Source organism: Mycobacterium colombiense (assembly GCF_003284975.1).
Lineage (GTDB): Bacteria > Actinomycetota > Actinomycetes > Mycobacteriales > Mycobacteriaceae > Mycobacterium > Mycobacterium europaeum_A.
On the sequence record NZ_QMEU01000019.1, the window covers coordinates 48,073 to 71,495 of the forward strand.

A 23,423-nucleotide genomic window follows, 5' to 3' on the forward strand; every position below is an offset into this window, starting at 1 on the left:
GTTACTCTGCGGGCGTGACGGTTAATCCGCTCGAGGAACTCACCCTGGCCCAGCTGCAGCTGCGCACCAGCATGAAATGGCGCGCGCATCCCGCCGATGTCCTGCCGCTGTGGGTCGCCGAGATGGACGTGAACCTGGCGCCGACGGTGGCGCAGGCGCTACGCGAGGCCATCGACGGCGGCGACACCGGATACCCCTGCGGCACCGCGCTGGCGGAAGCGGTCAGCCAATTCGCGGCGCAGCACTGGCAGTGGCACGACCTGGAAGTGGGCCGCACCGCGCTGGTTCCCGACGTCATGCTCGGTGTCGTCGAGGTGCTGCGCCTGCTGACCGATCACGGTGACGCCGTCGTCGTCAACCCGCCGGTCTACGCCCCGTTCTACGCATTCGTCGCCCACGACGGCCGTCAGGTGATCGAGGCGCCGCTACGCGATGGGCGAATTGATTTGGGCACCTTGGAGAATGCCTTCGTCCGGGCCCGTGCGGGGGCTTCCAGGGACGCGAAGGTCGCCTATTTGTTGTGCAATCCCCACAACCCGACCGGATCGGTGCACACCGCCGACGAACTGCGCGGGGTCGCCGAGCTCGCCCGGCGGTTCGGCGTGCGGGTGGTGTCCGACGAGATCCACGCGCCCGTCATCCTGCCCGGATCGCGCTTCACGCCCTTTCTCACCGTCCCCGGCGCCGAGAACGCCTTCGCCCTGACCTCGGCGTCGAAGGCTTGGAATCTGTCCGGTTTGAAAGCGGCCCTGGCCATCGCCGGGCCGGAAGCGGTCGCCGACCTGAACAGGATGCCCGAGGAGGTCAGCCACGGGCCCAGCCATCTCGGTGTCATCGCCCACGCCGAGGCATTTCGCAGCGGCGGCGACTGGCTGGACGCGACCCTGCGGGGCCTGGACGAGAACCGGACTTTGCTGGGCGACCTGGTCGCCGAACACCTTCCCGGCGTGAAATATCAATGGCCGCAAGGCACTTACCTTGCGTGGCTGGATTGCCGGGAACTCGGTTTCGTCGAGGATGCCCCCGACGGCCTTGCGGTGGTTGCGGACCTGTCGGGGCCCGCCCGCTGGTTCCTCGACCACGCGCGGGTGGCACTCAGCTCCGGCCACGTGTTCGGAACCGGCGGAACCGGACACGTGCGATTGAACTTCGCCACCTCGCGAGCCATTCTCGGCGAGGCCCTGTCGCGCATGGGCCGGGCCTTGGCCAGCGCACGCTAGCAATAACGCCGAACCACAACGGTTTTCGGCTATGCAGAGATCTCCTCGGCCCCTCGGCCCAAGTTGCGGAATCCTTGCGCGGGCTCCTTCATGCCGAGCGTGAAGGGCAGGCTGTCGATCTCGAGTTTCGCCGTCGCACCGAACCTGCGTAAAAAGCTGCGCCGCGGTGCCACCGCGGGAACCTGCAATGACGCGAGGTCGATGTAGTGCGTCGGCGTTTCGCCGATGCCATCGAAGACATGCACCAACGGCAGGCACAGTTCACGCATCTGCTCGTCGAGGCATGCGGCGACGGGATCGGTCATTAGCACGTATTCGGCAACCGGCACCATGTTTTTCAGCATCCGGTGCACCAGGATGACATCGAAGCCGGCCAGCTCGGTATGGCGCTTCACCTTCTGATCCGCCACCTCGCCCACGTGCACGACGAACTTGAGCGACAAGTTGTCCAGCTGTTCACAACTCGCGCACTGGCAGGCGATGTCGTTTTTCATCTGCTCGCGCCGCTGCAGGAACGCCGCGCGCATCCGTGACAGCCGGTCGCACACCACCACTTTGGCGTGGCTGTCCGGTGCCCAGAAGAACGCGGCGTCGCCCTCGAGTTTCGCCAGCTTCAAACCCTTGCCCGCGTTGATGACCGACTCCAGCAGGCCCGCAACGGTCAGCTGGGCATGGGCAAGATGCGTCCGGTTCCACTGCATGTACTGCGTGTAGCCGCCGATGTCGGCGATGAGTAGAACCGCGCGCCAAATTGCCATGAATGAACCATTTTAGTAGCCCGTTGGGCCCAGCTCAATGAATCTGCTACTAGACGAACTGGCCCCGGCGAGAGAGGCTAGCAGAGGTGCCGGTTCACCGGAGGAGCTGAATATGCATGTGCTGCGAACCCCGGACTCCCGATTCGAAAACCTGGAGGGCTACCCGTTCGTTGGGCACTACCTTGACGTAACCGCAAGCGACACCCGCCCGCTGCGCATGCACTACCTCGACGAGGGCACGATCGAAGGGCCGCCGATCGTGCTATTGCATGGCGAACCCACGTGGAGCTACCTCTACCGCACGATGATCCCGCCCCTGACCGACGCCGGGAACCGTGTGCTGGCGCCCGATCTGATCGGTTTCGGCCGTTCGGACAAGCCCAGCCGGGTCGAGGACTACACCTACCAGCGGCACGTCGAATGGGTGACCTCCTGGTTCGAGCACCTCAACCTCAGGGACGTCACGCTGTTCGTGCAGGACTGGGGATCGTTGATCGGGCTGCGCATCGCCGCCGAGCAGTCCGACCGCATCGGGCGGCTGGTGGTGGCCAACGGTTTCCTGCCCACGGCGCAACGGCGCACCCCGCCCGCCTTCTACGCCTGGCGTGCCTTCGCCCGCTACTCCCCCGTGCTGCCCGCGGGCCGCATCGTCAGCGCCGGGACCGTTCGCCGGGTGCCGTCGAAAGTCCGCGCCGGGTACGACGCGCCCTTCCCCGACAAGTCGTATCAAGCCGGGGCGCGGGCGTTCCCTCAGCTGGTCCCCACCTCTCCCACCGATCCGGCGATCCCGGCCAACAGGAAGGCCTGGGACGCCCTCGGCCGCTGGGAAAAGCCCTTCCTCGCCATCTTCGGGGCCCGCGATCCGATCCTCGGGCGGGCGGACAGCGCACTGATCAAGCACATTCCCGGGGCCGCGGGCCAGCCACACGCCCGCATCAACGCCAGCCACTTCATCCAAGAGGACCGCGGGCCCGAACTAGCCGAACGCATCCAGTCCTGGCAGCAGGCCTGGCGGTGAAGCCGCCTCCAGACCATGACCTTCGACAACCCACGGGTCGGATGACGCGCGACGTATCCGATCATGTCCATCTCAACCACTTCAAGTCTCGTCGCGCAACAACAAACCGCCCGGGCGCTTCGATCATGGTTGGAAGGACACCATCGATGCTGCACCGGCTGAGCGGCGGAAGTGATCGTGCGGTTCACCCACTATCGCGGAACGTATCTGGTCCAATGCCACACCTCCAGCACGAGGACATGGCGATGATTGCCGAGTTCGTCACGGTCTGAGTGAGCCCCGGGCAGGCAGATCGTGTCAGCTCCCAAACCGCCGACGCATCAATGCGATTCCCTCGCTGTAGACCGAGCGCACGGCCGCTGCGGCATCGGATTCGCTGGCACCGACGGGGATGAAGGAGCCCGCCCAACTCAGCGCGCACCTGCTCTCGCCGAGCGGCTGCAACGTGATGGTTGCCCGGTAATCGGCCACGGGAAACGGTCCGGTGACGATCATGGAGTAACGGGTTCGCCATTGCTCCTCGTCGATCTCGTCGAGCCGTTCGATCATGCACTCGCCATCGACCGTGACGGTCCGAAGCATCCCGATACCGGCCCCGCGGGTCCTGACCGTGCCGTCACGCGAGGCGACGAGCATCTCGACGAATCCTCCGAAATCGGCGACTAGCCTCCACACCTGCTGCGCCGACGCACCCAGTTCGCCGCATTCGTGGACTTGCGTCATGATCGCGTTCCGCGAGCCGTCGCGATTGGGGCGCGGCCCTGGGAAAGGCCGTCATGCAGAATCTCGTCGAGCGCAGTCGGGGTCAGGCCGAACGTGTGCGCGGTCTCCGAGGAATCCATCACGAACGGCTTTTGGAGCTGATACTGCATCTCGGGTAACTCGCGGACCACTTTGGAGCCCAACGCCGCCACAGCCAGCAACCAGCCCGGCATGCGGCGGAGCTTGGGAGCGCCGACTCGAGCGCAGTCGGCCAACACCGTCGCCAACTGGCGGGGCGACACCGCGGGGTTGGTCGGAACGTGCCACGGTCGTCCCCAACTACGCTCGTCGGCGCCCGCAACGACCAGAGCGCGCGCTGCATCGACTGTTCCGGTCCAGCTGTGCGGCGCATCGAGATTGGCAGGAAATAATGCTGTTTTGCCGGCAAGCACCTTGGGCGCGACCATGATCGTGAACACCGACATGGCGCCACGGCCGATGAAATCGCTGGCGCGGACCTCGGTTACGCGGACCCGGCCCGCGTCGTGTGCGGCCTTTGCCTGCATCCATACTTCTGCGCGCAGTTCACCTTTTATCGAGTTCGGTTTCAGCGGCGAGTGTTCGGTGATCGAGCCGGCCACGGGTCCGTAGCCGTACAGATTGCCCAACATCACGTAATCCGCCCCAGCCACGATCGCGGCGTTGAGCATGCCCGAAGCGAGGGCGGGAAGGCGGGTGCGCCACAGGTGATACGGCGGCGCGGCGCAGTTATAGAGGGTACTCGCCCCCTTGAGCGCACCCACCAAGTCGTCGGTTTTCGACGCATCAACCGCGATCCGCCGGATCCGCGGATGGCTCGGACCACTGCCGCGCCGGGTGATCAGCCGTACCTCATGGCCAGAGTCGGCGAGCAGCTCAGCGGTCGCTACACCCGCACCACCCGCTCCGACAACAACTTTCACGGACATGTTTCTCCTTCAGGGCCTTGAAGTCCCACTATTCGTGCGACCGGCTACACTGCGCCAGTGGCATAAATGCCATACCAAGGGAGGTTCTAGCCATTCACCACGTTGCGGTGGTCGCCGTCCCGCCGGTCGGTGCGTTCGAGCTATCGATCCCCGACCTGCTGTTCGGCGGCGTGCAGATCGATGGCCGCGAAGCCTACGCAGTCCGCACCTGCACACCGGTGCCCGGACCGTTGGCCACGCGAGGTGGGTTCGACGTAATCGTTACCGGCTCTCTGGAGGTCATCGGCGGCGCCGATACCGTTCTCGTTACCGGTACCGGCGCCCGCGACAAGGTCGCACCCGAACTGGTTTCGGTGTTGCAGGAGGCCGCAAGTCGCGGGGCGCGAATCGCGTCGATCTGTACCGGCGCGTTCGTCCTGGCGGCCGCGGGCTTGCTGGACGGGCGGTGCGCAACGACGCACTGGCGTTACGCCGCCGAGTTGGCGCAACGCTATCCACATGTGCAGGTCCGGCCCGAAGTGCTGTTCGTTGAAGACGGGCCGGTCGTCACGTCGGCCGGATTGGCCGCCGGAATCGACCTATGCCTGCACCTCATCCGCACCGACCACGGTGCGGCAGTGGCAAATACGATCGCACGCCTGGCCGTGGTCGCCCCTGTGCGCCCCGGCGGGCAAGCGCAGTTCGTCGCCGCGGCCGTCCCTACGGCGGCCCCTACCAGCTTGAGTCAGACGCGTGCCTGGGCCCTGACCAGAATTCAGGACAAGCTCACACTCGCCGATTTGGCCGATCACGCAAAGGTCAGTATTCGCACGCTTAATCGACGCTTCCGGGATGAAACCGGACTCAGCCCACTGCAATGGCTGCTGCAACTGCGGATCGACCGCGCACGTGAACTCTTGGAGACTACCGATCTGCCGGTCGGGGTCATCGCCCACCGCAGCGGGCTCGGTTCCATTGACTCACTACGCGACCATTTCATTCGCAAGACCGGTCTGACCCCGAGCGCCTATCGTGCTGCGTTCACCCACTCCCCCAAGCAAACAGATAGCGTCACGTCGCCAAAGTGACAGACTGAGCGCATTTTTAACGTCGACAGTCAGCGGGTAACCGCGAGCACCGCTTCCGCCAGTTCGGGACGGCAGACCACCAGATCCGGCAACCTCGGATCGGGTTGGTTATAGGCCAGGGCGGAGCCGTCGATGCGAGAGGTATGCAATCCGGCGGCCCGTGCCACCGCCACCGGCGCGGCGGAGTCCCATTCGAACTGGCCGCCGGCGTGCACGTACACATCGGAGAGCCCTTGGACGATCGACGCGACTTTGGCTCCCGCGGAGCCCATTTCCACCAGCACCCCGTCCAGGGCATCCTTCACGTTCAGGGCGATGGCGGGTGGGCGGGTGCGCGACACCACGATGCGCGGCTTGCCCGGTACGGCGGGAGGCGACGCGACGTCGGGAGTCGCCAGCGTGATGCCCTGCGCCGGCAGCGCCACGGCGCCGGCGACCAACTCACCGGCCTCCCAGAGCGCGACGTGGACGGCCCAGTCGTCGCGTCCGAGCTCGGAGAATTCCCGGGTGCCGTCCAGCGGATCGACGATCCAGACCCGGTCCGAGCGCAATCGCACCGGGTCATCGGCGCCCTCTTCGGACAGCACGGCGTCACCGGGCCGCTCCGCGGTGAGCGCCTCCATCAGAAAGTCGTGGGATCGCTTGTCGCCCGCGGCTTTCCGTTCAGCGGCTTCCGCGTGCGCGAATTCGTCTCGAACGCCGAGCAACAACCGACCGGCCTCGGTGGCCAACCGTGCGGCCAGATCATGGTCTTTCATCGGCAACCCCGCGGAATCCTCAATATCTTGGCAGCGATGACCAACTTTACCCTGTCAGGCGCGAAGACGGGCAGCAGCCCACCGGCAAAGTTTCACCCGTAATCTAATGAGCGTGAGCGGCAACGCCAACGTCCCATTATCGAGGCGGTTGCGGCACACCTCGCGGGGGCGACTGATCGGGGCCGGGATTGTCGCGGCCGTGGTGTTGGTCGGGGTCCTCGCAGTGGTGGGCGTGCAGCTGAGCCGGGGCCATCAGAGCGCGACGGCGCCTAGCACCCAACCGCCGCCAGCACCGGAGAGCTTCGCCATCCCGGGCTGCTATAACCCGTCCGTTCCCCCGGTCGCGCGTCCGAAGAAGCTCAACGTTCTGGGCTGCGCCAGTGTGGCCGTTGCGCTGCAGGACATGTCGTGGATGTCCTGGGGGCCGCAGGGCGCCGACGGGACCGGCACGGCGGTGTTCAAGCTCTGCGACCCGAATTGCGCGACGGGGTCTCAGCTGACGGAACCGGTCGTCGTGCACGCATGGAATCCGCAGCCGCCGCGCCGCGAGGCGATATGCCAGTCCGGCTTGGAGATTTACGCCGACATGATCCTGGCTTTCCCCAAGGGCGTTCCACCACCGACCGTGCAGAAGATGAACACCCAGTACAACGGCGAGCCGGCCGTGCACTTCGCCAATTACTCGAGCGGCGACACGCGCGGCACCCAATTCATCGGCTACACGTTCTGCAATTAGCCGCTGAGGCTCGGATCGATGGCGGCGACGCGCATCGCCCCAGCTTCGCCGACCTCGCGATCGCCGCTAGACCTCGATGACGACCGCGCCGCCCTGGCCGCCGCCGGCGCACATCGCCGCGACGCCGATGCCGCCGCCGCGGCGGGCCAGCTCGTAGGCCAACGTGGTCACCATGCGCGCACCCGAGGCCGCGATCGGGTGGCCGAGGCTGCAGCCGCTACCGGAGAAGTTCACCTTCTCCTCGTCGAGGCCGTATTCGCGGCACGCCGCGATCGGGACGGAAGCAAACGCCTCGTTGATCTCCCACAGGGCGACGTCGCTGGGCGACAGGCCGGCCCGCTGCAACACCTTCCCGATGACCTTGACCGCACCCAGGCCGCAGTCCCGGGGCGGTACACCGGCGGCCGCCCAGGCCCGGATCGTGCCCATCACGTTGAGCTTCTCGGCCTGCGCGTAGTCGCTGTCGACCAGCGCGACGGCAGCCGCGGCGTCATTGGTGCCGCTGCTGTTGCCTGCGGTGATCGAGAAACCCTCGATCTCGGGGTGCAGCACCTTGAGGCCGGCCAGCTTCTCGATGGTGGTGTCGCGGCGTGGGTGCTCGTCCACGGCGAACTCGGTGACCGAGCCGTCGAACTGGGTGATCTTCAGCGGCAGGATCTCGTCGGCGAACTTGCCGGCGTCCTGGGCGGCAACGGCGCGCTGATGGGAGCGGGCCGCCCAGGCGTCCATCTCCTCGCGCGTGATGCCGACCGTCTGCGCGGTGTTCCAGCCGACCGTGATGGACATGTCCTTGGCGGGCGCGTCGGGCGTCTCCACATGCGTGGGAGGCATCCAGCGCTCCTCGAACTTCAGCTCGGGGCCGGGGATCCGCCAGTTGGTCAGCGGCGTCATCGACAGCGACTGCACCCCGCCGGCGATGAGCACCCGTTCCATGCCGGAGCCGATCTGCGCCGCGGCGTTGCCGATGGCGGTGAGGCTGCCCGCGCAGTGCCGGTTGACCGACTGCCCGGGAACGTAGTCCAGGCCCGTCGCGGTCGCCGCATACCGGGCGAGATCGCCACCGCCGTAATGGGATTCGGCGAAGATGATGTCGTCGATGTCAGTGGGATCGATGCCCGACCTGCGGACCACCTCGGGTAGCACGGCGGTGATCAGGGTCTCGGGCGGCGTGTTGACCAGCGTCCCCTTGAACGATCGGCCGATCGCGGTCCGGACGGCTCCGACAATGACGGGTGTTCCCATGTTCTCAACCTCGTTGTTGTGGGCGGTCAGACGCCGCGAATCGTATCAAATACTGTATAGACAATAGTAATGGTCTAAGTTCAGTAGGCCGGGCTCCTGTGACGGCGCTAACAATTAAGCGGTTCGGGTAAAAACGGAGGCCAACCGTTGAAAACCAAAGGTGCGCTGGTCTGGGAACTGAACGAGCCATGGTCGGTCGAGGAGATCGAAATCGGCGAACCCCGCCGCGGCGAGGTGACGGTGCAATTGGAGACGGCCGGCCTGTGCCACTCCGACCACCATCTGATGACGGGCGACTTCCCCATCCCGAGCTATCCGGTGCTGGGCGGCCACGAGGGCGCCGGCGTCATCACCGAGATCGGCAAGGGTGTCGAGAATCTAGCCGTCGGCGACCATGTCGTCATGTCCTTCATCCCGTCCTGCGGCACCTGCACGCCGTGCCAGACGGGTCTGCGCAACCTGTGCGACCTGGGCATGGGCCTGCTGTCGGGCCAATCGGTATCGGACGGATCGTTCCGGGTGACGGCCAACGGGCAAAACGTCATCCCGATGTCGTTGCTGGGCACCTTCGCGCCGTACGTGGTGGTGCACCAGACGTCGGTGGTCAAGATCGACCCGAGCATCCCGTTTGACGTGGCCTGCCTGGTCGGCTGCGGGGTGACCACCGGCTACGGCTCGGCGGTGCGCAGCGCGGCGGTCTCGCCGGGCGAGGACGTCGCGGTCATCGGAATCGGCGGGGTCGGGGTCGCCGCCCTGCAGGGCGCCAAGATCGCCGGGGCACGACGCATATTCGCCGTCGACCCGTTCGAGTGGAAGCGCGAGCAGGCGCTCAAGTTCGGCGCCACCGCGGCGTTCGCGGACGTGGGCAGCGGCGCGGCCAGTATCGCCGAGGCGACACGAGGATTCATGTGCCACAAGGTAATCGTCACCGTGGGCCACGTGGAGGGCAAAGACGTCGAATCGTGGATGGGGCTGACCGCCAAGGGCGGCGTCTGCTGCCTCACCGGCATGGCCAGCGTGCTGGCCAACGAGGTCACCCTGAACCTCGCCGGGCTCTCGCTGTTGCAGAAGAGCTTGCAGGGCAGCATCTTTGGTGGCGGAAATCCGCAGTATGACATCCCCGCGATTCTCGAGCTTTACAAACTGGGGCAGCTCAATCTCGACGACATGGTGACGCGGGAATACACCCTCGAGCAGATCAACGACGGCTATCGCGACATGCTCGAGGGCCGCAACATCCGTGGCATCATCCGCTTCACCGACGCCGACCGCGCGTAAGCCGCCGCCGCTATGGGCACAATGGCTCCATGACAACCCTCCCCCACGCCGGCCGCGACGCCACCCAGCAACTCGCTTACCGTGTCGCGGCGATGCTGCTCGGCATCGGCACCCTGCACTTCGTCGCGCCCAAACCCTTCGACTCCATCATTCCGGTCGAGCTGCCGGGTAGCCCGCGGCTCTACACCTACGCGTCGGGTGTCGCCGAGCTGGTGATCGGGGCGCTGCTGGTGCCGCGGAGCACCCGGCGGTCCGCCGCGCTGGCCGCCGCGGCGTTGTTCGTCGGGGTTTTTCCGGGCAACGTCAACATGTGCCGGCTGTGGTGGGGCAAGCCGTGGCCGATGCGCCTGGTCGCCCTGGCCCGGCTGCCGCTGCAGATTCCGATGATCACCACCGCGCTCAAGATTCGGCGCAACAGCTGACGCACCGCGTAGGCCAGCCCCGCATGCGAATCGCTTGTGCAACAAGCGGAATGGCCCGCCATAGTGGCTAGGAGACCGGCGTGAGCAAGACGGGCATCGCGGCGTTGCTCGCGATCGCGGCCGCCCTGATGGTCGGCGCCGGAGACGTCGTCCAGCAGCGCTCCGCACAGCAAGTCACCGATACACCGGTCGGCACCGTCGCCCTGTTTCGCCGGCTGTTGCGCGACAGGCAGTGGTGGACGGGCAGCCTGGTGGCCGCGGCCGGGTTCGGCTTCCAGGCAGCCGCCCTGGGCCTGGGGTCGGTGGTGCTGGTGCAGGCGCTGTTGGTGACCTCGCTGCTGTTCGCGTTGCTCATCAGCGCACGGGTGGCACACCGCCGAATCACACTGCGGCAAGGGATTTGGGCGGTTCTGCTGGCCGTCGCCGTCGCGGTGGTGGTGACGGTCGGCGACCCTCAGCAGGGCGCCCCGCGCGGGTCGGTTCACACCTGGACCGTCGTGGCTTTGGTCATGGGTCCGGCGCTGGCCCTGTGCGTAATCGGCGCGCGGATGTTCCCGGGTTCGGTCGGCGCACTGTTGCTGGGCCTGATGTCCGGCTCGCTGTGGGGGCTGTTTTCGGTGTTGACCAAGGGCGTGGTCGACCAGCTCGACCGCGGTATCCCGGCGCTGTTGCGGACACCCGAGTTGTACGTGTGGGTGGTGCTGGCGATCGCCGCGACCGCCTGGGAGCAGTCGGCTTTTCGGGCCGGCCCGCTCACCGCGTCGCTGCCTGCGGTCACCGTCGCCGAGCCGATCGTCGGATCCGCGCTGGGTGTCACCGTGCTGGGTGAGACGCTGCGCACCAACGACATCGGCTGGGTGGCCTTGGGTTTATCGGTCGCGCTGATGGGGGCAGCGACGGTCGCGCTGGCCCGCAGCCAGGCCAGCTACACCCCGTCGCCTGACGAAACGCACTCTCGCACAACAGAATCAGCCTGAGGTCAGCTCAGGGGTGAACCGACCCGGTGGGCGGTGCCGTCGGGATCGACGTAGGCGAATTCGCGCAGACCGTACGGTGTGTCCTGCGGGGCGATCAGGCGGCCGCCGAGGTTCTCCACTGCCTCCCACTGCGCGTAGAGGGCATCGGCGTCGCTGACGTAGAAGTACACGCTGGCGGCGGTGCGCAAGGGGTCGTGCTCGGCCCACTCGGTCAGGTGGATCGACACCGACCCGCGATCGGCGAATCCGTACCGGTCCGGGCCCTTGTACGCGCGGACGTCGAAACCGAGCCGGCTGTACCGGTCGAGCGCGACGTCCAGGTCTCGGACGGGGACAATTGGCGATACCGAGGTGAAGTCGACTGTGGACATTCAACGAACATAGCTTCTGACGCCCACTTCGCACGCAACGGCCGCCGCTGCCGTAAGAGCCTGCACGCCAGCGCATATGCGGCAAATCCGCCTGCGGCGGCGCCCCGCTGTCGTAGGCTCCATGCGCATGAGGAGCCAGCTGACCGCTGCAGTTGCCATTGCCGCCGCCGCAATACTGACCGCCGGGTGCGGTGGCGACAACGCCGGAGGCGCCGCTTCGTCGTCGACCACCACGACGACGGCCTCGCCGAAGACTCCCCTGGCGCAGGCCGGACTGCCCGACCTGATGCTCTCGCCGAGCGACATCGGTACCGTGCTGGGCGTCACCGGGACGACGAGCGACCCACCGGTCACCCAGTTGGTGGAAGACCCAGGGCAGCGCTCGGACTACACGTTTCCCGCCGAATGCCGATATAGCACTCACGCGGCGTTGGCGTCGGTCTACGCCGACAGCGGTAGCACCGCGGTGTACGGCTACCACGACCAGGCGCCGGCTCCAGCGGGGGCCGATCAGCTGGAAAGCCCTGACGTATACCAATTTGTGGTGTTGTTTGCGTCGCCCGAGCAGGCGAGCGCGTTCTTCACGACGTCGACTCAGCGCTGGCCCGCCTGCGCCAACCGCCAGGACACCGTTCCGGCCGCGGACGGTAAGCCTGAACTTCAGTGGAAGGTGGGCCAGGTGTCCAACGCCAATGGGGTGTTGAGCGCTCCGGTGACCATCACCATCACCTCCAACGGCAACAGCGTGACCATGCCCTGCCAGCGGGCGCTGACCGTTCGCAACAACGTCGTCATCGACGTCGACGCGTGCCGCAAGGGCGTCGGGGACTCGGGCGTCAGCATCGCCAATCAGATCGCGGGAAAAGTCGACAAGCAATAGCCGCCAGAAAAGGCCACCGAATCCCAATGGCATTCTGCTGTTTACCTATTGGCGGTAGTGGCCCGCGGTGACGAGGGCGTACGCTCTGGCGGCCGAGTCGGTCACACGATGATGCTTGCGCGCCAGTGATCCGATCTGAAGCCGTACCTGGCACCGCACTAAATGGTTCCCGAGGTAGGTTGTCCGCGGGTTAGGTCGTACCGCCTTGAGGAGGGATACGTGGGCACATCGGAAAAGGCGTCCAAGCCACGCGCCGGGCAGCCAGTCATCCACCTCTCTCAGCTGTTGCGCGCCCCGGTGCTGGCGCGCTCCGGGGAAACGGTGGGCCGGGTCGAGGACGTGATCGTGCGGCTGCGGGGAGCCGAGGAGTATCCGCTGGTGGCCGGGATTGTGGCCGGGGTCGGCGGGCGCCGCGTCTTCATCGGCGACAAATCCATCGACGCGTACTCCGCGGATCGAGTTCTGTTGACCAAGAACAAAGTTGACCTTCGCGGGTTCGAACGCCGTGAGGGTGAAGTGCTGTTGCGCACCGATGTGTTGGGCCACCGGCTGATCGACGTGGCCACCGTCGAGTTGGTGCGTGCCTACGACATCGAGCTGGAGCAGACCGGCCAGGGCTGGATGGTCACCCGCCTGGACACCCGCCGTCCGCCGCGGTTGTTCGGGCTGATCAAGCACTCGGGCGGGCACGCGTCTCGCGATTGGAAGGCGTTCGAGCCGCTGATCGGCCATGCACGCTCGGATGCCGTGCGGCGCCTGTCGGACCGGTTCGGCGACCTCAAGGCCGCCGAGATCGCCGATCTTCTCGAAGAAGCGGACAAGGCCGAGGGCGGCGAGATCCTCGACCGGGTGCACAGCGACCCGGAGCTGGAGGCCGACGTCTTCGAGGAGCTGGATCCGGAAAAGGCCAGCCGGCTGCTCGACGGCATGCCGGACAACGAGGTCGCCGCTCTGCTGGGCCGGATGCGCGCCGACGATGCCGCCGACGCGATCGCCGACCTACGCCAGTCGCGGCGCCGGCACGTGCTCGAGCTGATGCCCGCCCCGCAGCGCACCAAAGTCATCACGCTGATGGGGTTCAACCCCGAAAGCGCGGGCGGGCTGATGAATGTCGACTCGGTGACCTGTCCGGCCACCGCCACCGCGGGCGAGGCGTTGGCGTTGATCGCCGCGTCGCGCGGCATCCAACCGGAAGCGCTCATCAAGGTGCATGTGCTCGACGAGGACAAGCGGCTCGACGGTGTCGTCTCGGTCATCAACCTGCTGCAGGTCGATCCCGCCGAAACCCTTGCGGCCCTGATGGATTCCGATCCAGTGCGAGTCAACGCCGAGGCCGACCTGACCGACGTCGCGCTGCTGATGGCGGATTTCAACCTCTACTCCATCCCCGTCGTCGACGAGCAGGATCGGCTGCTCGGGGTGGTGACCGTTGACGACGTGCTGGAGGCGACCATCCCCGAAGACTGGCGCCGCCGCGAGCCCGCGCCGCGCCCGATCCGCGAGACCACCGCCGACGACCGTGACACGCCGCCGAGGGGAGGAAGCGCGCAGTGAGCTCCGGCGAACAGGACGCCGCCCGGGCCGACGCGCAGGCTGCGCAGCGCCCCGAGCCCACGCAGCCAGCGCGGCGCACCGCGGTGCTGGACAGCGCTCATCTGGGTGACATCGAGGGGGCGTTCGGGCGTATCAGCGTCGGGGAAACCGAGCATGCCCGCACCTGGAAAACGCGGCTGCTGACCCTGCTGGCTATCGTCGGGCCCGGAATCATCGTCATGGTCGGCGACAACGACGCGGGCGGGGTAGCAACCTACGCCCAGGCCGGCCAGAACTACGGCTACTCACTGCTGTGGGTATTGCTGCTGCTGATCCCGGTGCTCATCGTCAACCAGGAAATGGTGGTCCGGCTCGGCGCGGTCACCGGGGTCGGGCACGCCCGGCTGATCAACGAACGCTTCGGCCGCGGCTGGGGCTGGTTTTCGGTCGGCGACCTGTTCTTGCTCAACTTTCTGACGATCGTCACCGAGTTCATCGGCATCAGCCTGGCCGCCGAATACATCGGCATCTCCAAATACGTTGTGGTACCGATCTCGGCGGTGGCGCTCGTGGCGATCATGGCCAGCGGCAGCTTCCGTCGATGGGAGCGGGCCATGTTCATTTTCATCGCCATCACGCTGCTGCAGATCCCGATGCTGCTGATGTCACATCCGCAGTGGGGGCACGCGGCGAAGTCGTTTGTCGTGCCCGGCATTTCGGGCGGAATCAGCTCGGATGCCGTGCTGCTGATCATCGCCATCGTCGGTACCACCGTGGCGCCGTGGCAGCTGTTCTTTCAGCAGTCCAACGTCGTCGACAAGCGCATCACGCCCCGGTTCATGGGGTACGAACGCGCCGATACCGTGCTGGGCGCCTTCGTGGTGGTGGTCGGCGCCGCCGCGCTGATGATGACCGGCGAGTGGGCGGCCCGCTCCACCAACACCTTTGGCGGCTTCACCGACGCCGGTGCGACGGCACATCTGCTGGGCGGGCACCGCCCGGTCCTCGGCTCGATCTTCGCCATCGTGCTGATGGACGCCTCGATCATCGGGGCCGCCGCGGTGACCCTGGCCACCAGCTACGCCTTCGGCGACGTGTTCGGACTGAAGCACTCGCTGCACCGCGGCTTCGCCGACGCCAAACAGTTCTATCTGTCCTATACCGCGATGGTGGTCCTGGCCGCGGCCATCGTGCTGATCCCGGGTGCTCCGCTCGGGTTGATCACCACTGCCGTTCAGGCCCTCGCGGGCTTATTGCTGCCCAGCGCCAGCGTGTTTCTGCTGTTGCTGTGCAACGACCGAGAAGTGCTGGGGCCCTGGGTCAATCGCGCCTGGCTCAATTGGGTCGCGGGCTTGATCGTCGGCGTTCTGCTGCTGTTGTCCGGGATCCTGATGGCCACCACGCTGTTTCCCGGCCTCGACGTCGTCGCCGTCGCGGGTTATCTGACGCTCGGGCTGGTCATCCTCGCGGCGGCCGCGGCGCCGGTGCTGCGCTGGCTGGCCCGCCGGCAGCCCGCGCGGCCCCGGCCACAACTTCCGGGCCGCGGCGTTGATCGCAACACCTGGCGCATGCCGCCGCTGGCCCTGCTCGAACCGGTCACCTGGTCCCCCGGAACCCGGCTCGCGATGATCGCCCTGCGGGCCTATCTGGTCGTCGGGGCGTTGCTGCTGGTGGTCAAAGCGATCCAGCTCGGTCGCTGACGGCCTGTATCCGGCGGGCCACCTCGCCGTAGCGCTCGAAACGCTCCTGGTCGGCGACCGAGTTGTACATCACCAATCGCGTTGCGGTTCCGGCGTACTTCGCCGTCAATGCGTCGGCCAGCCCGTCCCAGGTCGACTCGGTGGCGAAGACCGCGATGTGATCGTCGCTGACCTGGGCCGCCATGCCGGCGAAGTCGCCGGCCTTCTGCTTTTCCCGGATCCGGGCGGTCGTGCCCTCGAAACCCGCCTCGTCCCAGATGAATGCGTAGTTGGGCGTGCTTCCGTAGAAGGCCATGCTGGCACGCACGACTTCGCGCTGCCGGTCCCGCTCCTCGTCGGTATCCCCGACGATCGTCATGACGGGCACGATGATCGCGATGTCCGACGGTGAACGGCCCGCTTTCTGCGCGCCTTCGCCGACCGTCGGCAGAACGTGGCGGGCCAGGTAACCCGGTTCGCCGATCGGGTGGACGTGAACCCCGTCGGCCACTTCGCCTGCCATCCGCAGCATCCACGGATTGACCGCTGCGATATCGACTTTGGGATCGGGAGCGTCGATGGGTCCCGGGCTCCACTGCGGGGTGATGAAGTCGAGATCGTAAAAGTCGCCGTGGTGGTCGAGCGTCCCGGAACGAAACGCCTTGAAACACGCCTTGACGGCCAGCAGGTAGTCGCGCAGCCGGGGCCCGGGCCGTTCGAAGGCGGTGCCGTAGCGCCGCACCACGTGGGTGCGCACCTGCGTCCCGAGGCCAAGCCGGAACCTTCCCTTGGTGGCTTCCTGCAGTTCCCAGGCCGCCGCGGCGGTCACGAAGGGACTGCGTGGGAAGGCCACCGCGACGCCCGTCGACAACTCCAGGTCGGGCGCGGCCTGCGACGCCACCGCGGCGTTCAGGTATGCGGTGCGGCCCGTCTCGGTGAACAACAAACCGGAGAACCCGACGGCTTGGGTCCGCCGGGCGAGCTCACCGATTTGGCCGAGCGGCTGGGGAATCGTCATCGCGTCGACGTGCATGGTGGGAGCGTACGTCGCGCGTCGGGCCGCGCCGCGCGGGCTCGTCAGCCTCGGCCACGCGGGGTCAGCGTTTCGTCGGCCGCCGGCTCACCGGGGCGGTGAAGCCTTCGGTGTCGTCAAAGAATGCCCATTGCCCGTCGTCGTTGACCTCCATGCGCCAACCCAGCTCGGTGTTGCCGCCCACGGAGCTGACGAACCAGGCGTGCGCGGCCTCCGCGTCGGCAAAGTTCTTCGTCGCGACGACCCGGCCACGTGGGTTGATGACGCGAAACTCGGGCATGGGAACTAAGTATCCCTGCCAGGCGGTTTTCAATCCCGGAAATCGCCTACTCGGCCCGGCATGCTGGGGCCGGTCGGCCCGGGGCTACAGCGTGCGGGCCAGCCGGTCGGCGAGTATCTCAGCAAACCTCGCGGGATCGTCGAGCGCCCCACCCTCGGCGAGAAGTGCTGTGCCATAGAGCAATTCCGCGGTCTCCGCCACGGAGGGGTCGTCGCTGCGGTCCTGGTGCGCTTGGCGCAGGCCGGTGACGAGGGGGTGGTTGGGATTGAGTTCGAGGATCCGCTTGCCCACCGGAATGTCCTGTCCGGACGCGCGGTAGATGCGCGCGAGCGCCGGTGTGATCCCGAAGGCGTCGGTGATCAGGCAGGCCGGCGAGTCCGTCAGTCGGTTGGACAGCCGAACTTCCTTGACGTGGTCGGACAGGGTGTCCTTGAGCCAGGTCAGCAGGTCGGCGAACTCCTTTTGCTGCTCTTCGCGCTCGGCCTCGCTCTGCTCGCCGTCGGAGCTGAGGTCCACCTCGCCCTTGGCGATCGACTGCAGCGGCTTGCCGTCGAATTCGGTCACGGTCCCCACCCAGACCTCGTCGACCGGGTCGGTGAGCAGGAGCACCTCGTAGCCCTTGGCCTTGAACGCCTCGAGGTGCGGCGACTTCAGGATCTGCTGGCGCGACTCACCCGTCGCGTAGAAGATCTGCGTCTGGCCGTCCTTCATGCGCTCCACGTACTGGGCGAGCGTGGTGGCTTCCTCTTCGCTGTGCGTCGAGGCGAATGAGGAGACCTGCAGCAGCGTCTCCTGGTTGTCGAAGTCCGACAGCAGGCCCTCCTTGATGACCCTGCCGAATTGGGTCCAGAAGGTGCGGTAGTCCTCGGGGCGCTCGGACTGCAGATCCTTGATCGTGGCGAGGACCTTCTTGGTCAGTCGGCGCCGGATGGCCTTGATCTGCCGATCCTGTTGCAGGATTTCGCGGGACACGTTCAGCGACATGTCCTGGGCGTCAACGACGCCCTTGACGAAGCGCAGGTATTCGGGCATGAGCTCGTCGCAGTCGCCCATGATGAACACCCGCTTGACGTACAGCTGGATTCCGGTCTGGCCGTCCCGATTGAACAGGTCGAACGGGGCGTGCGACGGGATGAACAGCAATGCCTGGTACTCGAAGGTGCCTTCGGCGCGCATCGCGATGACCTCGAGCGGGTCGTCCCAGGCGTGCGCGATGTGCTTGTAGAACTCCTTGTACTCCTCTTCGGAGACCTCTTCTTTGGGCCTGGCCCACAGGGCCTTCATCGAGTTGAGGGTTTCGGTCTCGATGGTGACGGTCTCCTCGCCGCCCTCCTCGCCGGCCGGTTCTCGCCGCTCGACCTGCATGCGGATGGGCCAGGCGATGAAGTCGGAGTATTTCTTGACCAGGCTCCTGATTCTGAACTCCGCGGTGTAGTCGTGCAGCTCGTCCTCGGCGTCCTCGGGCTTGAGGTGCAGGATGACGGACGTGCCCTGCGGAGCGTCGTCGACCGATTCGATGGTGTAGGTGCCCTCGCCGCTGGATTCCCATTTGGTGGCCTCGCTCTCGCCGGCTTTGCGGGTGAGCAGCTCGACCTTGTCGGCGACCATGAAGCTCGAATAGAAACCGATACCGAACTGGCCGATGAGTTCCTCCGAGGCCGCTCGGTTTTTCAGGTTCTGCGCCTCTCTTAGTTGCTTGCGCAGCTCGGCGGTGCCCGACTTGGCCAGCGTGCCGATCAGGTCCACCACTTCGGCGCGGGTCATCCCGATGCCGTTGTCACGGATGGTCAGGATGCGCGCATCCTTGTCCACGTCGATCTCGATGTGCAGGTCGGAGGTGTCGACGTCGAGGTCCTTGTTCCGGAACGCTTCAAGCCGCAGCTTGTCCAGCGCGTCGGAGGCATTGGAGATCAACTCCCGCAGGAACGAGTCCTTGTTGGAGTAGACGGAATGGACCATCAGATCCAGCAGTTGCCGAGCCTCTGCCTGAAACTCCAACTGCTCGACGCGCGCGTTCATGACTGCTCCTACAGCTCCTTTCCAAGGGACAGTGACGTCTCAAATTTACCGAGCCGCCCACCCGTGGTGTTCGGTGGACCCGTCCACTCCGGGGCAACCGCCTCTAGGCTGAACCCATGTCTGTTGCTCAACGCGAACGTGCCGCCCTCGTCGAAACCATGCGCGGCGTCGGGCCGGACGCGCCCACGCTGTGCGAGGGATGGAAGACGCGGGACCTGGCCGCACACCTGGTGATCCGTGAGTACCGCCTCGACGCCGCGCCCGGCATCCTGATTCCTTTCTTCGCCTCCCACACCGAGAAGGTGCAGAACCAGGTGGCCGAGCGGAATGAGTGGGACGAGCTGGTCGGCAAGCTCGCCGCCGGCCCGCCGGTCTACTCGCCGCTCAAACTGCTCGACCCGGTGGCCAACGTGGCCGAGATGTTCATCCACCACGAGGACGTGCGCCGCGCGCAGCCGGGCTGGCAGCCGCGCTCGCTGGAGCCCGCCCTGAGTAAGATGCTGCGGCGCACCCTGCCGTTGATGGCCCGGGTCACCCTCACCAAGGTGCCCGGCCGGGTGGCGCTGCGGACCCCGGAAGGCAAGACGGTGCTCACCGCCGGTCAGGGGCCGGCGGTGACGGTGACCGGGGCGCCCGAGGAGCTCTTGCTGTTCAGCGTGGGGCGAGCGGCCAAGGTCGACTTCGACGGCGACGCCGCGGCGGTGCAGGCCGTCCGCGATGCGCCCAAGGGGTTGTAGCGTCCTCCGCTCTCGCCGCGAGAGTAAGCCCACTGCGAAAAATACCGGCGAAAAACGCAGCGGGCTTACGCTCGCGGGACGCCTTTGGCGTGGGCGTCGCGCAACTCCTTTTTGATGACCTTGCCGAATTGATTGCGCGGCAACGTCTTGACGACCACCAGGTGTTCGGGGTGTTTGTATCTGCTGAGGCCGCGTGATTGGCAATGTCGCACAAGGGATTCCAACGTCACACCGTCGGCCGTCGCGGGCACCACGACGGCACAGACGCGTTCGCCCGTGCGCGGGTCGGGAATGCCGATGACGGCGACATCGGCGACGCCGGGATGGGTGGCGAGCGCATTCTCGATTTCGAGCGCCGAGATGTTCTCCGCGTTGCGAATGATCGCGTCCTTGGTGCGGCCCGTGACGCGGACATTGCCGTCGGCATCGATCAGGCCGAGATCGCCTGTACGCAACCAGCCGTCGTCGTCGAACGCGTCTGCGTCGAGCGCCGGGTCGGCGTAGCCGAGGAAGCACTGGGGTCCCTTGAGCAGCAACTCGCCTTCCTGACCGGCGGCCAGTTCGACGCCGCGGCTGTCGACCGCGCGGACTGCGACCCCGGGGACCGGCGGCCCGACGGTGTGGTCGAGCACCTCGGGCGCGGCGGTCAACGAGGGTGACGTCGCGCACGGAAACTCGGTCATGCCCCACGCGTTGGCGATACCGGCCAGGTCGAAGGTGTCGCGGACCTGGCGACTGAGTTCGGCGGTGACGGGCGCTCCCCCGGCCAGGCAGCCCCGGACCGACGGAAACAGCGGCCGATCGCCTTGGGCTCGTTGGGCTTCGAGGAATGCGACGAAGAACGGGGTCGCGGTCCCCAGGAACGTCGGATTGTGCGCGGCGATGGCCCACGGCGTGGTGGCCGGGTCGAACGTCTCGAACAGGACCAACCGCATGCCGGTCAGCAACCCGGTGGCCAGCATCGCCGCCCCGCCGATGTGTGCGATCGGGAAGGCGATCGGATCCACGTCGCTACTGTTGGCGCCCACCATGCCCACCACGCCCGCCGAGCCGGCGATCACCGACGCGTCGGTGTGACGGATCCCCTTGGGCGCCGCGGTGGTTCCCGAAGAATAGTAGATCCAGCGAGGGTCATCGGCGGATCTTGGCGGCGGCGGGAGCGCTGCGGTGTCGGCGCCGGGCAGCCGCAGCCGGCCGGTGGACGGGGGTGTTGCCAGGTCGAGGGTGAAGACCTCGAAGCCCCTGTCCCTCGACAATGCCCGGGCCAGCTCACCATATTCGAAGCCGCGCCAAACCTGGGGAACCACAAGCAATTCGGTGTGCAGTTGGCCGGTGATGAAGCCGACCTCGCTTTCCCGCAGGATGGGGATGATCGGGTTCTGGACCGCACCGAGTCGGGCGAGTGCGGCCATCAGCACCATGGTTTCCAGCGTGGTGGGCAGCTGCCAGGACACGACCGTCCCGGGGCGTACCCCCCGTTCGGCCAGGGCGGCAGCGGTTGCGCACGCGGCGTCGTGCAATTGGCTCGCTGTCAGGCTGCGCCCGTATTCATCGGCGAGAAGCGGTCGGGGTGATCCGCGCTGTGCCGCATCGGCGATCAAGGCCCAGAATGTCACCGTGCCAATTCCTTTCCGACTCACCTGGGCAACGGATCGGTGGAGGGCGGGCGGAATCCCGAGTGTGCGATCGCGACGGACACCCCGGTGCCGATCGGGCCGTTGGCGTCCACCAGGACCGCCGAGCCGCTAGCCACCCCGTCGTGGCTGTGGTGCGCCAGGGAGGCGAGCCCGATATGGGCGCCCTCGGGCAGTCGGCTGAGCGTGAGCGTGTAGTCGACGTTGATGAATTGCAGGGAGTTGGTGCCCCAGTTGGCAATCGACGCCGTGATATCACCGGCCATCGCCGCGCGGGTGAAGGCGGTGAGCGGTTCGTCGTCGATCAACGGCCGTGTCTCATAGATCCAGGTGTATTTCGGACCGTCGCCTTGCGGCCAGTCCGGATCGGGGTTCTGTACGTCCGCGCCCCAGCCGTAGGTGCGCATGAACAGCGTCGAGTAGGCGTCGTCCAGCGGGATCGGTGGCATCTGCACCGGTGGTGACCAGACCTGCCCCTCAGGTTGGGCGCCTCGCCGCAAAAATAGCGCGCTCGCCTGTGCCACCGGGCCGCCATCCTGGGTGATCACGGCCTCGACCAGCCGTAATCGGCGTCGGTCGTGTTGCACCTTCGTGTGCACCTCGAGCGGCGCCAAGGCCGTGGGCCGGGGTAGGTCGACGGTCAATCGCGCCGGTTGCAGTTGCGCGTCCCGGGCCGCAACCTCGACCGCCCACGCCAAGAGCCCGCCGACGACATGTCCGCTCAGTGATGGGCCCCATCCGCCGCGCGCGATCTTGGTTGGGACGAAGTAGTTTTCGTCGCGGACAAAGTACGGCACCGGTTCCGCGCAGGAAGCTTCCTCCGGCGCGATATTGGGCTCGGCCACTGCATGACCCTTCGGGTGATGGGATTGCGGGCTCTACTGAGGACCGCAACTGTGGATGTTACAGTTGCGCTTCCAGTCGCCGGCTGCACACCGCGCCGTGACGCTCATCGGTCACCCGATTGCGGCGCCCACCAGATGACCAATCACGTAGGTGACCCCCAGCGCGATGCTGCCGCCGATGGCATTGCGCAGCACGGCTCGGCCCTTGCGGGCTCCGCCCAAGCCCGCCGAGACCGCACCGGTGATCACCAGCGCCACGAGTACGGCGGCGACGGTGACGGGGACTCGCCACGTGGTCGGCGGGACGAGGATCGCGATCAACGGCAAGAGCGCACCGATCGCAAACGAGAGCGCCGACGACGATGCCGCCTGCCACGGGTTCGTCAGCTCGTCGGGGTTGATGCCCAGTTCGACTTCGGCGTGGGCGAGCAGCGGATTGTGATCGGTGAGTTCCTCGGCCACGGTGCGAGCCGTCGCCGGCGTAAGGCCCTTCGCTTCATACAGTGCGGCGAGCTCGTCCAGCTCGGCGGCCGGGTCTTCGCGCAGTTCGCGACGCTCCTGGCTGAGCAACGCCTTCTCAGTGTCGCGCTGGGTGCTGACGGAGACATATTCGCCCAGGGCCATCGACACCGCCCCGGCGACCAGGCCGGCGCTGCCCGCGGTCAATATCGGGGCGCGTTCGGCGGTGGCGGCCGCGACCCCCACGACGATGCCCGCGGTGGAGACGATTCCGTCATTGGCACCCAGGACGCCCGCGCGCAGCCAATTCAATTTCGACGACACAGAACCGACGTGGGGTTCATGCGGATGAGACGCACTCGGCACGGCCGCAACCATATAGATGAAAACCCTTGCCGACTAGCCAACAAAGCCTTTCCAAACCGACCTACGCGCCGCGTTGGCTTGCGAACTATTCGCCGGAAAAGACCTGGTGAATGCGCTGCGCGCCTGCTGCGCTCGGGTGGATGACGCATTGAGGGCGGCATGGTGGCGGCCGCGACCAAACGTTCTGCATGGCCGGGTCACAGCCAGTCCATAGGAAGGCTATCTAACGTCGAGGATGTAACGGGGGGGTGTTCTCACGAACTTCCTTGCAAGAAATCCCTAAGTGGATAGGTGAAGCATCATGAAGTTGAAGAAACTTGTCGGAGGGGTGACCATCGCCGGAGCGCTCAGCGCTGCGGCCCTGGGAATGGGCGCCGGGTTTGCCAATGCTGCGCCCGGGGCGCCACAGCCTCCGGGTAATCACGGCGGGGCGGCGCCCGG

The 23,423-nt window shown here is 66.6% G+C and carries 23 protein-coding genes; 11 read left to right on the plus strand and 12 right to left on the minus strand.

The annotated features are described in order from the left end of the window. Positions 1-14: 14 nt before the first annotated feature. Complete coding sequence (locus tag DQP58_RS09540) at positions 15-1,220, plus strand: MalY/PatB family protein (protein WP_112708166.1); 1,206 nt, start codon at positions 15-17, stop codon at positions 1,218-1,220. Between the two features lie 29 nt (positions 1,221-1,249). Here the strand turns inward: DQP58_RS09540 and DQP58_RS09545 are convergent, their stop codons facing one another. After that, positions 1,250-1,978 carry a DUF2652 domain-containing protein gene (locus tag DQP58_RS09545; RefSeq protein WP_112708167.1) on the minus strand — a complete coding sequence of 243 codons (729 nt, stop codon included), beginning with the start codon at positions 1,976-1,978 and terminating at the stop codon, positions 1,250-1,252. A gap of 112 nt (positions 1,979-2,090) precedes the next feature. On the opposite strand from DQP58_RS09545, the gene DQP58_RS09550 reads away from it, so the two are divergent. Next, positions 2,091-2,996 (plus strand): haloalkane dehalogenase, encoded by a 906-nt coding sequence (locus DQP58_RS09550; protein ID WP_112708168.1) that lies wholly within the window; start codon positions 2,091-2,093, stop codon positions 2,994-2,996. Between the two features lie 297 nt (positions 2,997-3,293). Here the strand turns inward: DQP58_RS09550 and DQP58_RS09560 are convergent, their stop codons facing one another. Beyond that, entirely contained in the window at positions 3,294-3,719 is a 426-nt protein-coding gene (locus DQP58_RS09560) for an SRPBCC family protein (protein WP_112708169.1), read from the minus strand. After that, positions 3,716-4,666 carry an NAD-dependent epimerase/dehydratase family protein gene (locus DQP58_RS09565; RefSeq protein ID WP_112708170.1) on the minus strand — a complete coding sequence of 317 codons (951 nt, stop codon included), beginning with the start codon at positions 4,664-4,666 and terminating at the stop codon, positions 3,716-3,718. Before DQP58_RS09565 ends, DQP58_RS09560 begins: the two co-directional genes overlap by 4 nt. 107 nt (positions 4,667-4,773) lie before the next feature. Here DQP58_RS09565 and DQP58_RS09570 point away from each other — a divergent pair, with 107 nt between their 5' ends. Further along, complete coding sequence (locus DQP58_RS09570; protein WP_240629695.1) at positions 4,774-5,733, plus strand: GlxA family transcriptional regulator; 960 nt, start codon at positions 4,774-4,776, stop codon at positions 5,731-5,733. Positions 5,734-5,762: 29 nt separating this feature from the next. Here the strand turns inward: DQP58_RS09570 and DQP58_RS09575 are convergent, their stop codons facing one another. After that, positions 5,763-6,491 carry a 3'(2'),5'-bisphosphate nucleotidase CysQ gene (locus tag DQP58_RS09575; protein ID WP_112708171.1) on the minus strand — a complete coding sequence of 243 codons (729 nt, stop codon included), beginning with the start codon at positions 6,489-6,491 and terminating at the stop codon, positions 5,763-5,765. A gap of 106 nt (positions 6,492-6,597) precedes the next feature. Here DQP58_RS09575 and DQP58_RS09580 point away from each other — a divergent pair, with 106 nt between their 5' ends. Further along, positions 6,598-7,227 (plus strand): hypothetical protein, encoded by a 630-nt coding sequence (locus DQP58_RS09580; RefSeq protein ID WP_240629697.1) that lies wholly within the window; start codon positions 6,598-6,600, stop codon positions 7,225-7,227. 66 nt (positions 7,228-7,293) lie between these two features. Here the strand turns inward: DQP58_RS09580 and DQP58_RS09585 are convergent, their stop codons facing one another. Next, on the minus strand, positions 7,294-8,469 hold the full coding sequence (locus DQP58_RS09585; protein WP_112708172.1) for a thiolase family protein: 1,176 nt from the start codon (positions 8,467-8,469) through the stop codon (positions 7,294-7,296). A 147-nt stretch (positions 8,470-8,616) separates the two neighbouring features. Here DQP58_RS09585 and DQP58_RS09590 point away from each other — a divergent pair, with 147 nt between their 5' ends. The 3 genes from DQP58_RS09590 to DQP58_RS09600 all read left to right on the plus strand — a co-directional run bounded on the left by DQP58_RS09590 (position 8,617) and on the right by DQP58_RS09600 (position 11,146). Continuing rightward, positions 8,617-9,747: an NDMA-dependent alcohol dehydrogenase gene (locus DQP58_RS09590; RefSeq protein ID WP_112708173.1), complete on the plus strand. Its 1,131-nt coding sequence runs from the start codon at positions 8,617-8,619 to the stop codon at positions 9,745-9,747. 29 nt (positions 9,748-9,776) lie between these two features. Next, the gene (locus tag DQP58_RS09595; RefSeq protein WP_112708174.1) at positions 9,777-10,169 is read left to right on the plus strand and encodes a DoxX family protein; all 393 of its coding nucleotides are present in this window, start codon (positions 9,777-9,779) and stop codon (positions 10,167-10,169) included. Positions 10,170-10,249: 80 nt separating this feature from the next. Continuing rightward, positions 10,250-11,146, plus strand: coding sequence for a DMT family transporter (locus DQP58_RS09600; protein WP_112708175.1), 897 nt, complete (start codon positions 10,250-10,252; stop codon positions 11,144-11,146). A gap of 2 nt (positions 11,147-11,148) precedes the next feature. On the opposite strand, the gene DQP58_RS09605 is transcribed toward DQP58_RS09600, so the two are convergent. After that, a complete protein-coding gene (locus DQP58_RS09605; protein WP_112708176.1) occupies positions 11,149-11,517 on the minus strand; it encodes a bleomycin resistance protein in 369 nt (122 codons plus the stop codon). 127 nt (positions 11,518-11,644) lie between these two features. Between DQP58_RS09605 and DQP58_RS09610 the strand changes: the two genes are divergently transcribed. The 3 genes from DQP58_RS09610 to DQP58_RS09620 all read left to right on the plus strand — a co-directional run bounded on the left by DQP58_RS09610 (position 11,645) and on the right by DQP58_RS09620 (position 15,630). Continuing rightward, positions 11,645-12,397, plus strand: coding sequence for a sensor domain-containing protein (locus DQP58_RS09610; RefSeq protein ID WP_112708177.1), 753 nt, complete (start codon positions 11,645-11,647; stop codon positions 12,395-12,397). 219 nt (positions 12,398-12,616) lie between these two features. After that, positions 12,617-13,951, plus strand: coding sequence for a magnesium transporter MgtE N-terminal domain-containing protein (locus tag DQP58_RS09615; RefSeq protein WP_112708178.1), 1,335 nt, complete (start codon positions 12,617-12,619; stop codon positions 13,949-13,951). Continuing rightward, on the plus strand, positions 13,948-15,630 hold the full coding sequence (locus DQP58_RS09620) for an NRAMP family divalent metal transporter (RefSeq protein ID WP_112708179.1): 1,683 nt from the start codon (positions 13,948-13,950) through the stop codon (positions 15,628-15,630). The genes DQP58_RS09615 and DQP58_RS09620 overlap by 4 nt, the downstream gene beginning before the upstream one ends. Here the strand turns inward: DQP58_RS09620 and DQP58_RS09625 are convergent. The 3 genes from DQP58_RS09625 to htpG form a co-directional block, all read right to left on the minus strand. After that, the gene (locus DQP58_RS09625; RefSeq protein ID WP_112708180.1) at positions 15,605-16,642 is read right to left on the minus strand and encodes a TIGR03617 family F420-dependent LLM class oxidoreductase; all 1,038 of its coding nucleotides are present in this window, start codon (positions 16,640-16,642) and stop codon (positions 15,605-15,607) included. The two genes, DQP58_RS09620 and DQP58_RS09625, sit on opposite strands and share 26 nt — an antisense overlap. Before the next feature lie 64 nt (positions 16,643-16,706). Continuing rightward, a complete protein-coding gene (locus DQP58_RS09630; RefSeq protein ID WP_112708181.1) occupies positions 16,707-16,922 on the minus strand; it encodes a hypothetical protein in 216 nt (71 codons plus the stop codon). 84 nt (positions 16,923-17,006) lie between these two features. Next, on the minus strand, positions 17,007-18,941 hold the full coding sequence (gene htpG, locus DQP58_RS09635; protein WP_112708182.1) for a molecular chaperone HtpG: 1,935 nt from the start codon (positions 18,939-18,941) through the stop codon (positions 17,007-17,009). Between the two features lie 116 nt (positions 18,942-19,057). On the opposite strand from htpG, the gene DQP58_RS09640 reads away from it, so the two are divergent. Beyond that, entirely contained in the window at positions 19,058-19,678 is a 621-nt protein-coding gene (locus tag DQP58_RS09640; protein ID WP_112708183.1) for a TIGR03085 family metal-binding protein, read from the plus strand. A 65-nt stretch (positions 19,679-19,743) separates the two neighbouring features. On the opposite strand, the gene DQP58_RS09645 is transcribed toward DQP58_RS09640, so the two are convergent. From DQP58_RS09645 to DQP58_RS09655, 3 genes are all read right to left on the minus strand, one after another. Then, positions 19,744-21,294: a class I adenylate-forming enzyme family protein gene (locus DQP58_RS09645; RefSeq protein ID WP_112708184.1), complete on the minus strand. Its 1,551-nt coding sequence runs from the start codon at positions 21,292-21,294 to the stop codon at positions 19,744-19,746. A gap of 20 nt (positions 21,295-21,314) precedes the next feature. Further along, positions 21,315-22,157 (minus strand): thioesterase family protein, encoded by an 843-nt coding sequence (locus DQP58_RS09650; RefSeq protein ID WP_112708185.1) that lies wholly within the window; start codon positions 22,155-22,157, stop codon positions 21,315-21,317. 111 nt (positions 22,158-22,268) lie between these two features. Then, on the minus strand, positions 22,269-22,982 hold the full coding sequence (locus DQP58_RS09655; RefSeq protein WP_112708193.1) for a VIT1/CCC1 transporter family protein: 714 nt from the start codon (positions 22,980-22,982) through the stop codon (positions 22,269-22,271). Between the last annotated feature and the right edge of the window lie 441 nt (positions 22,983-23,423).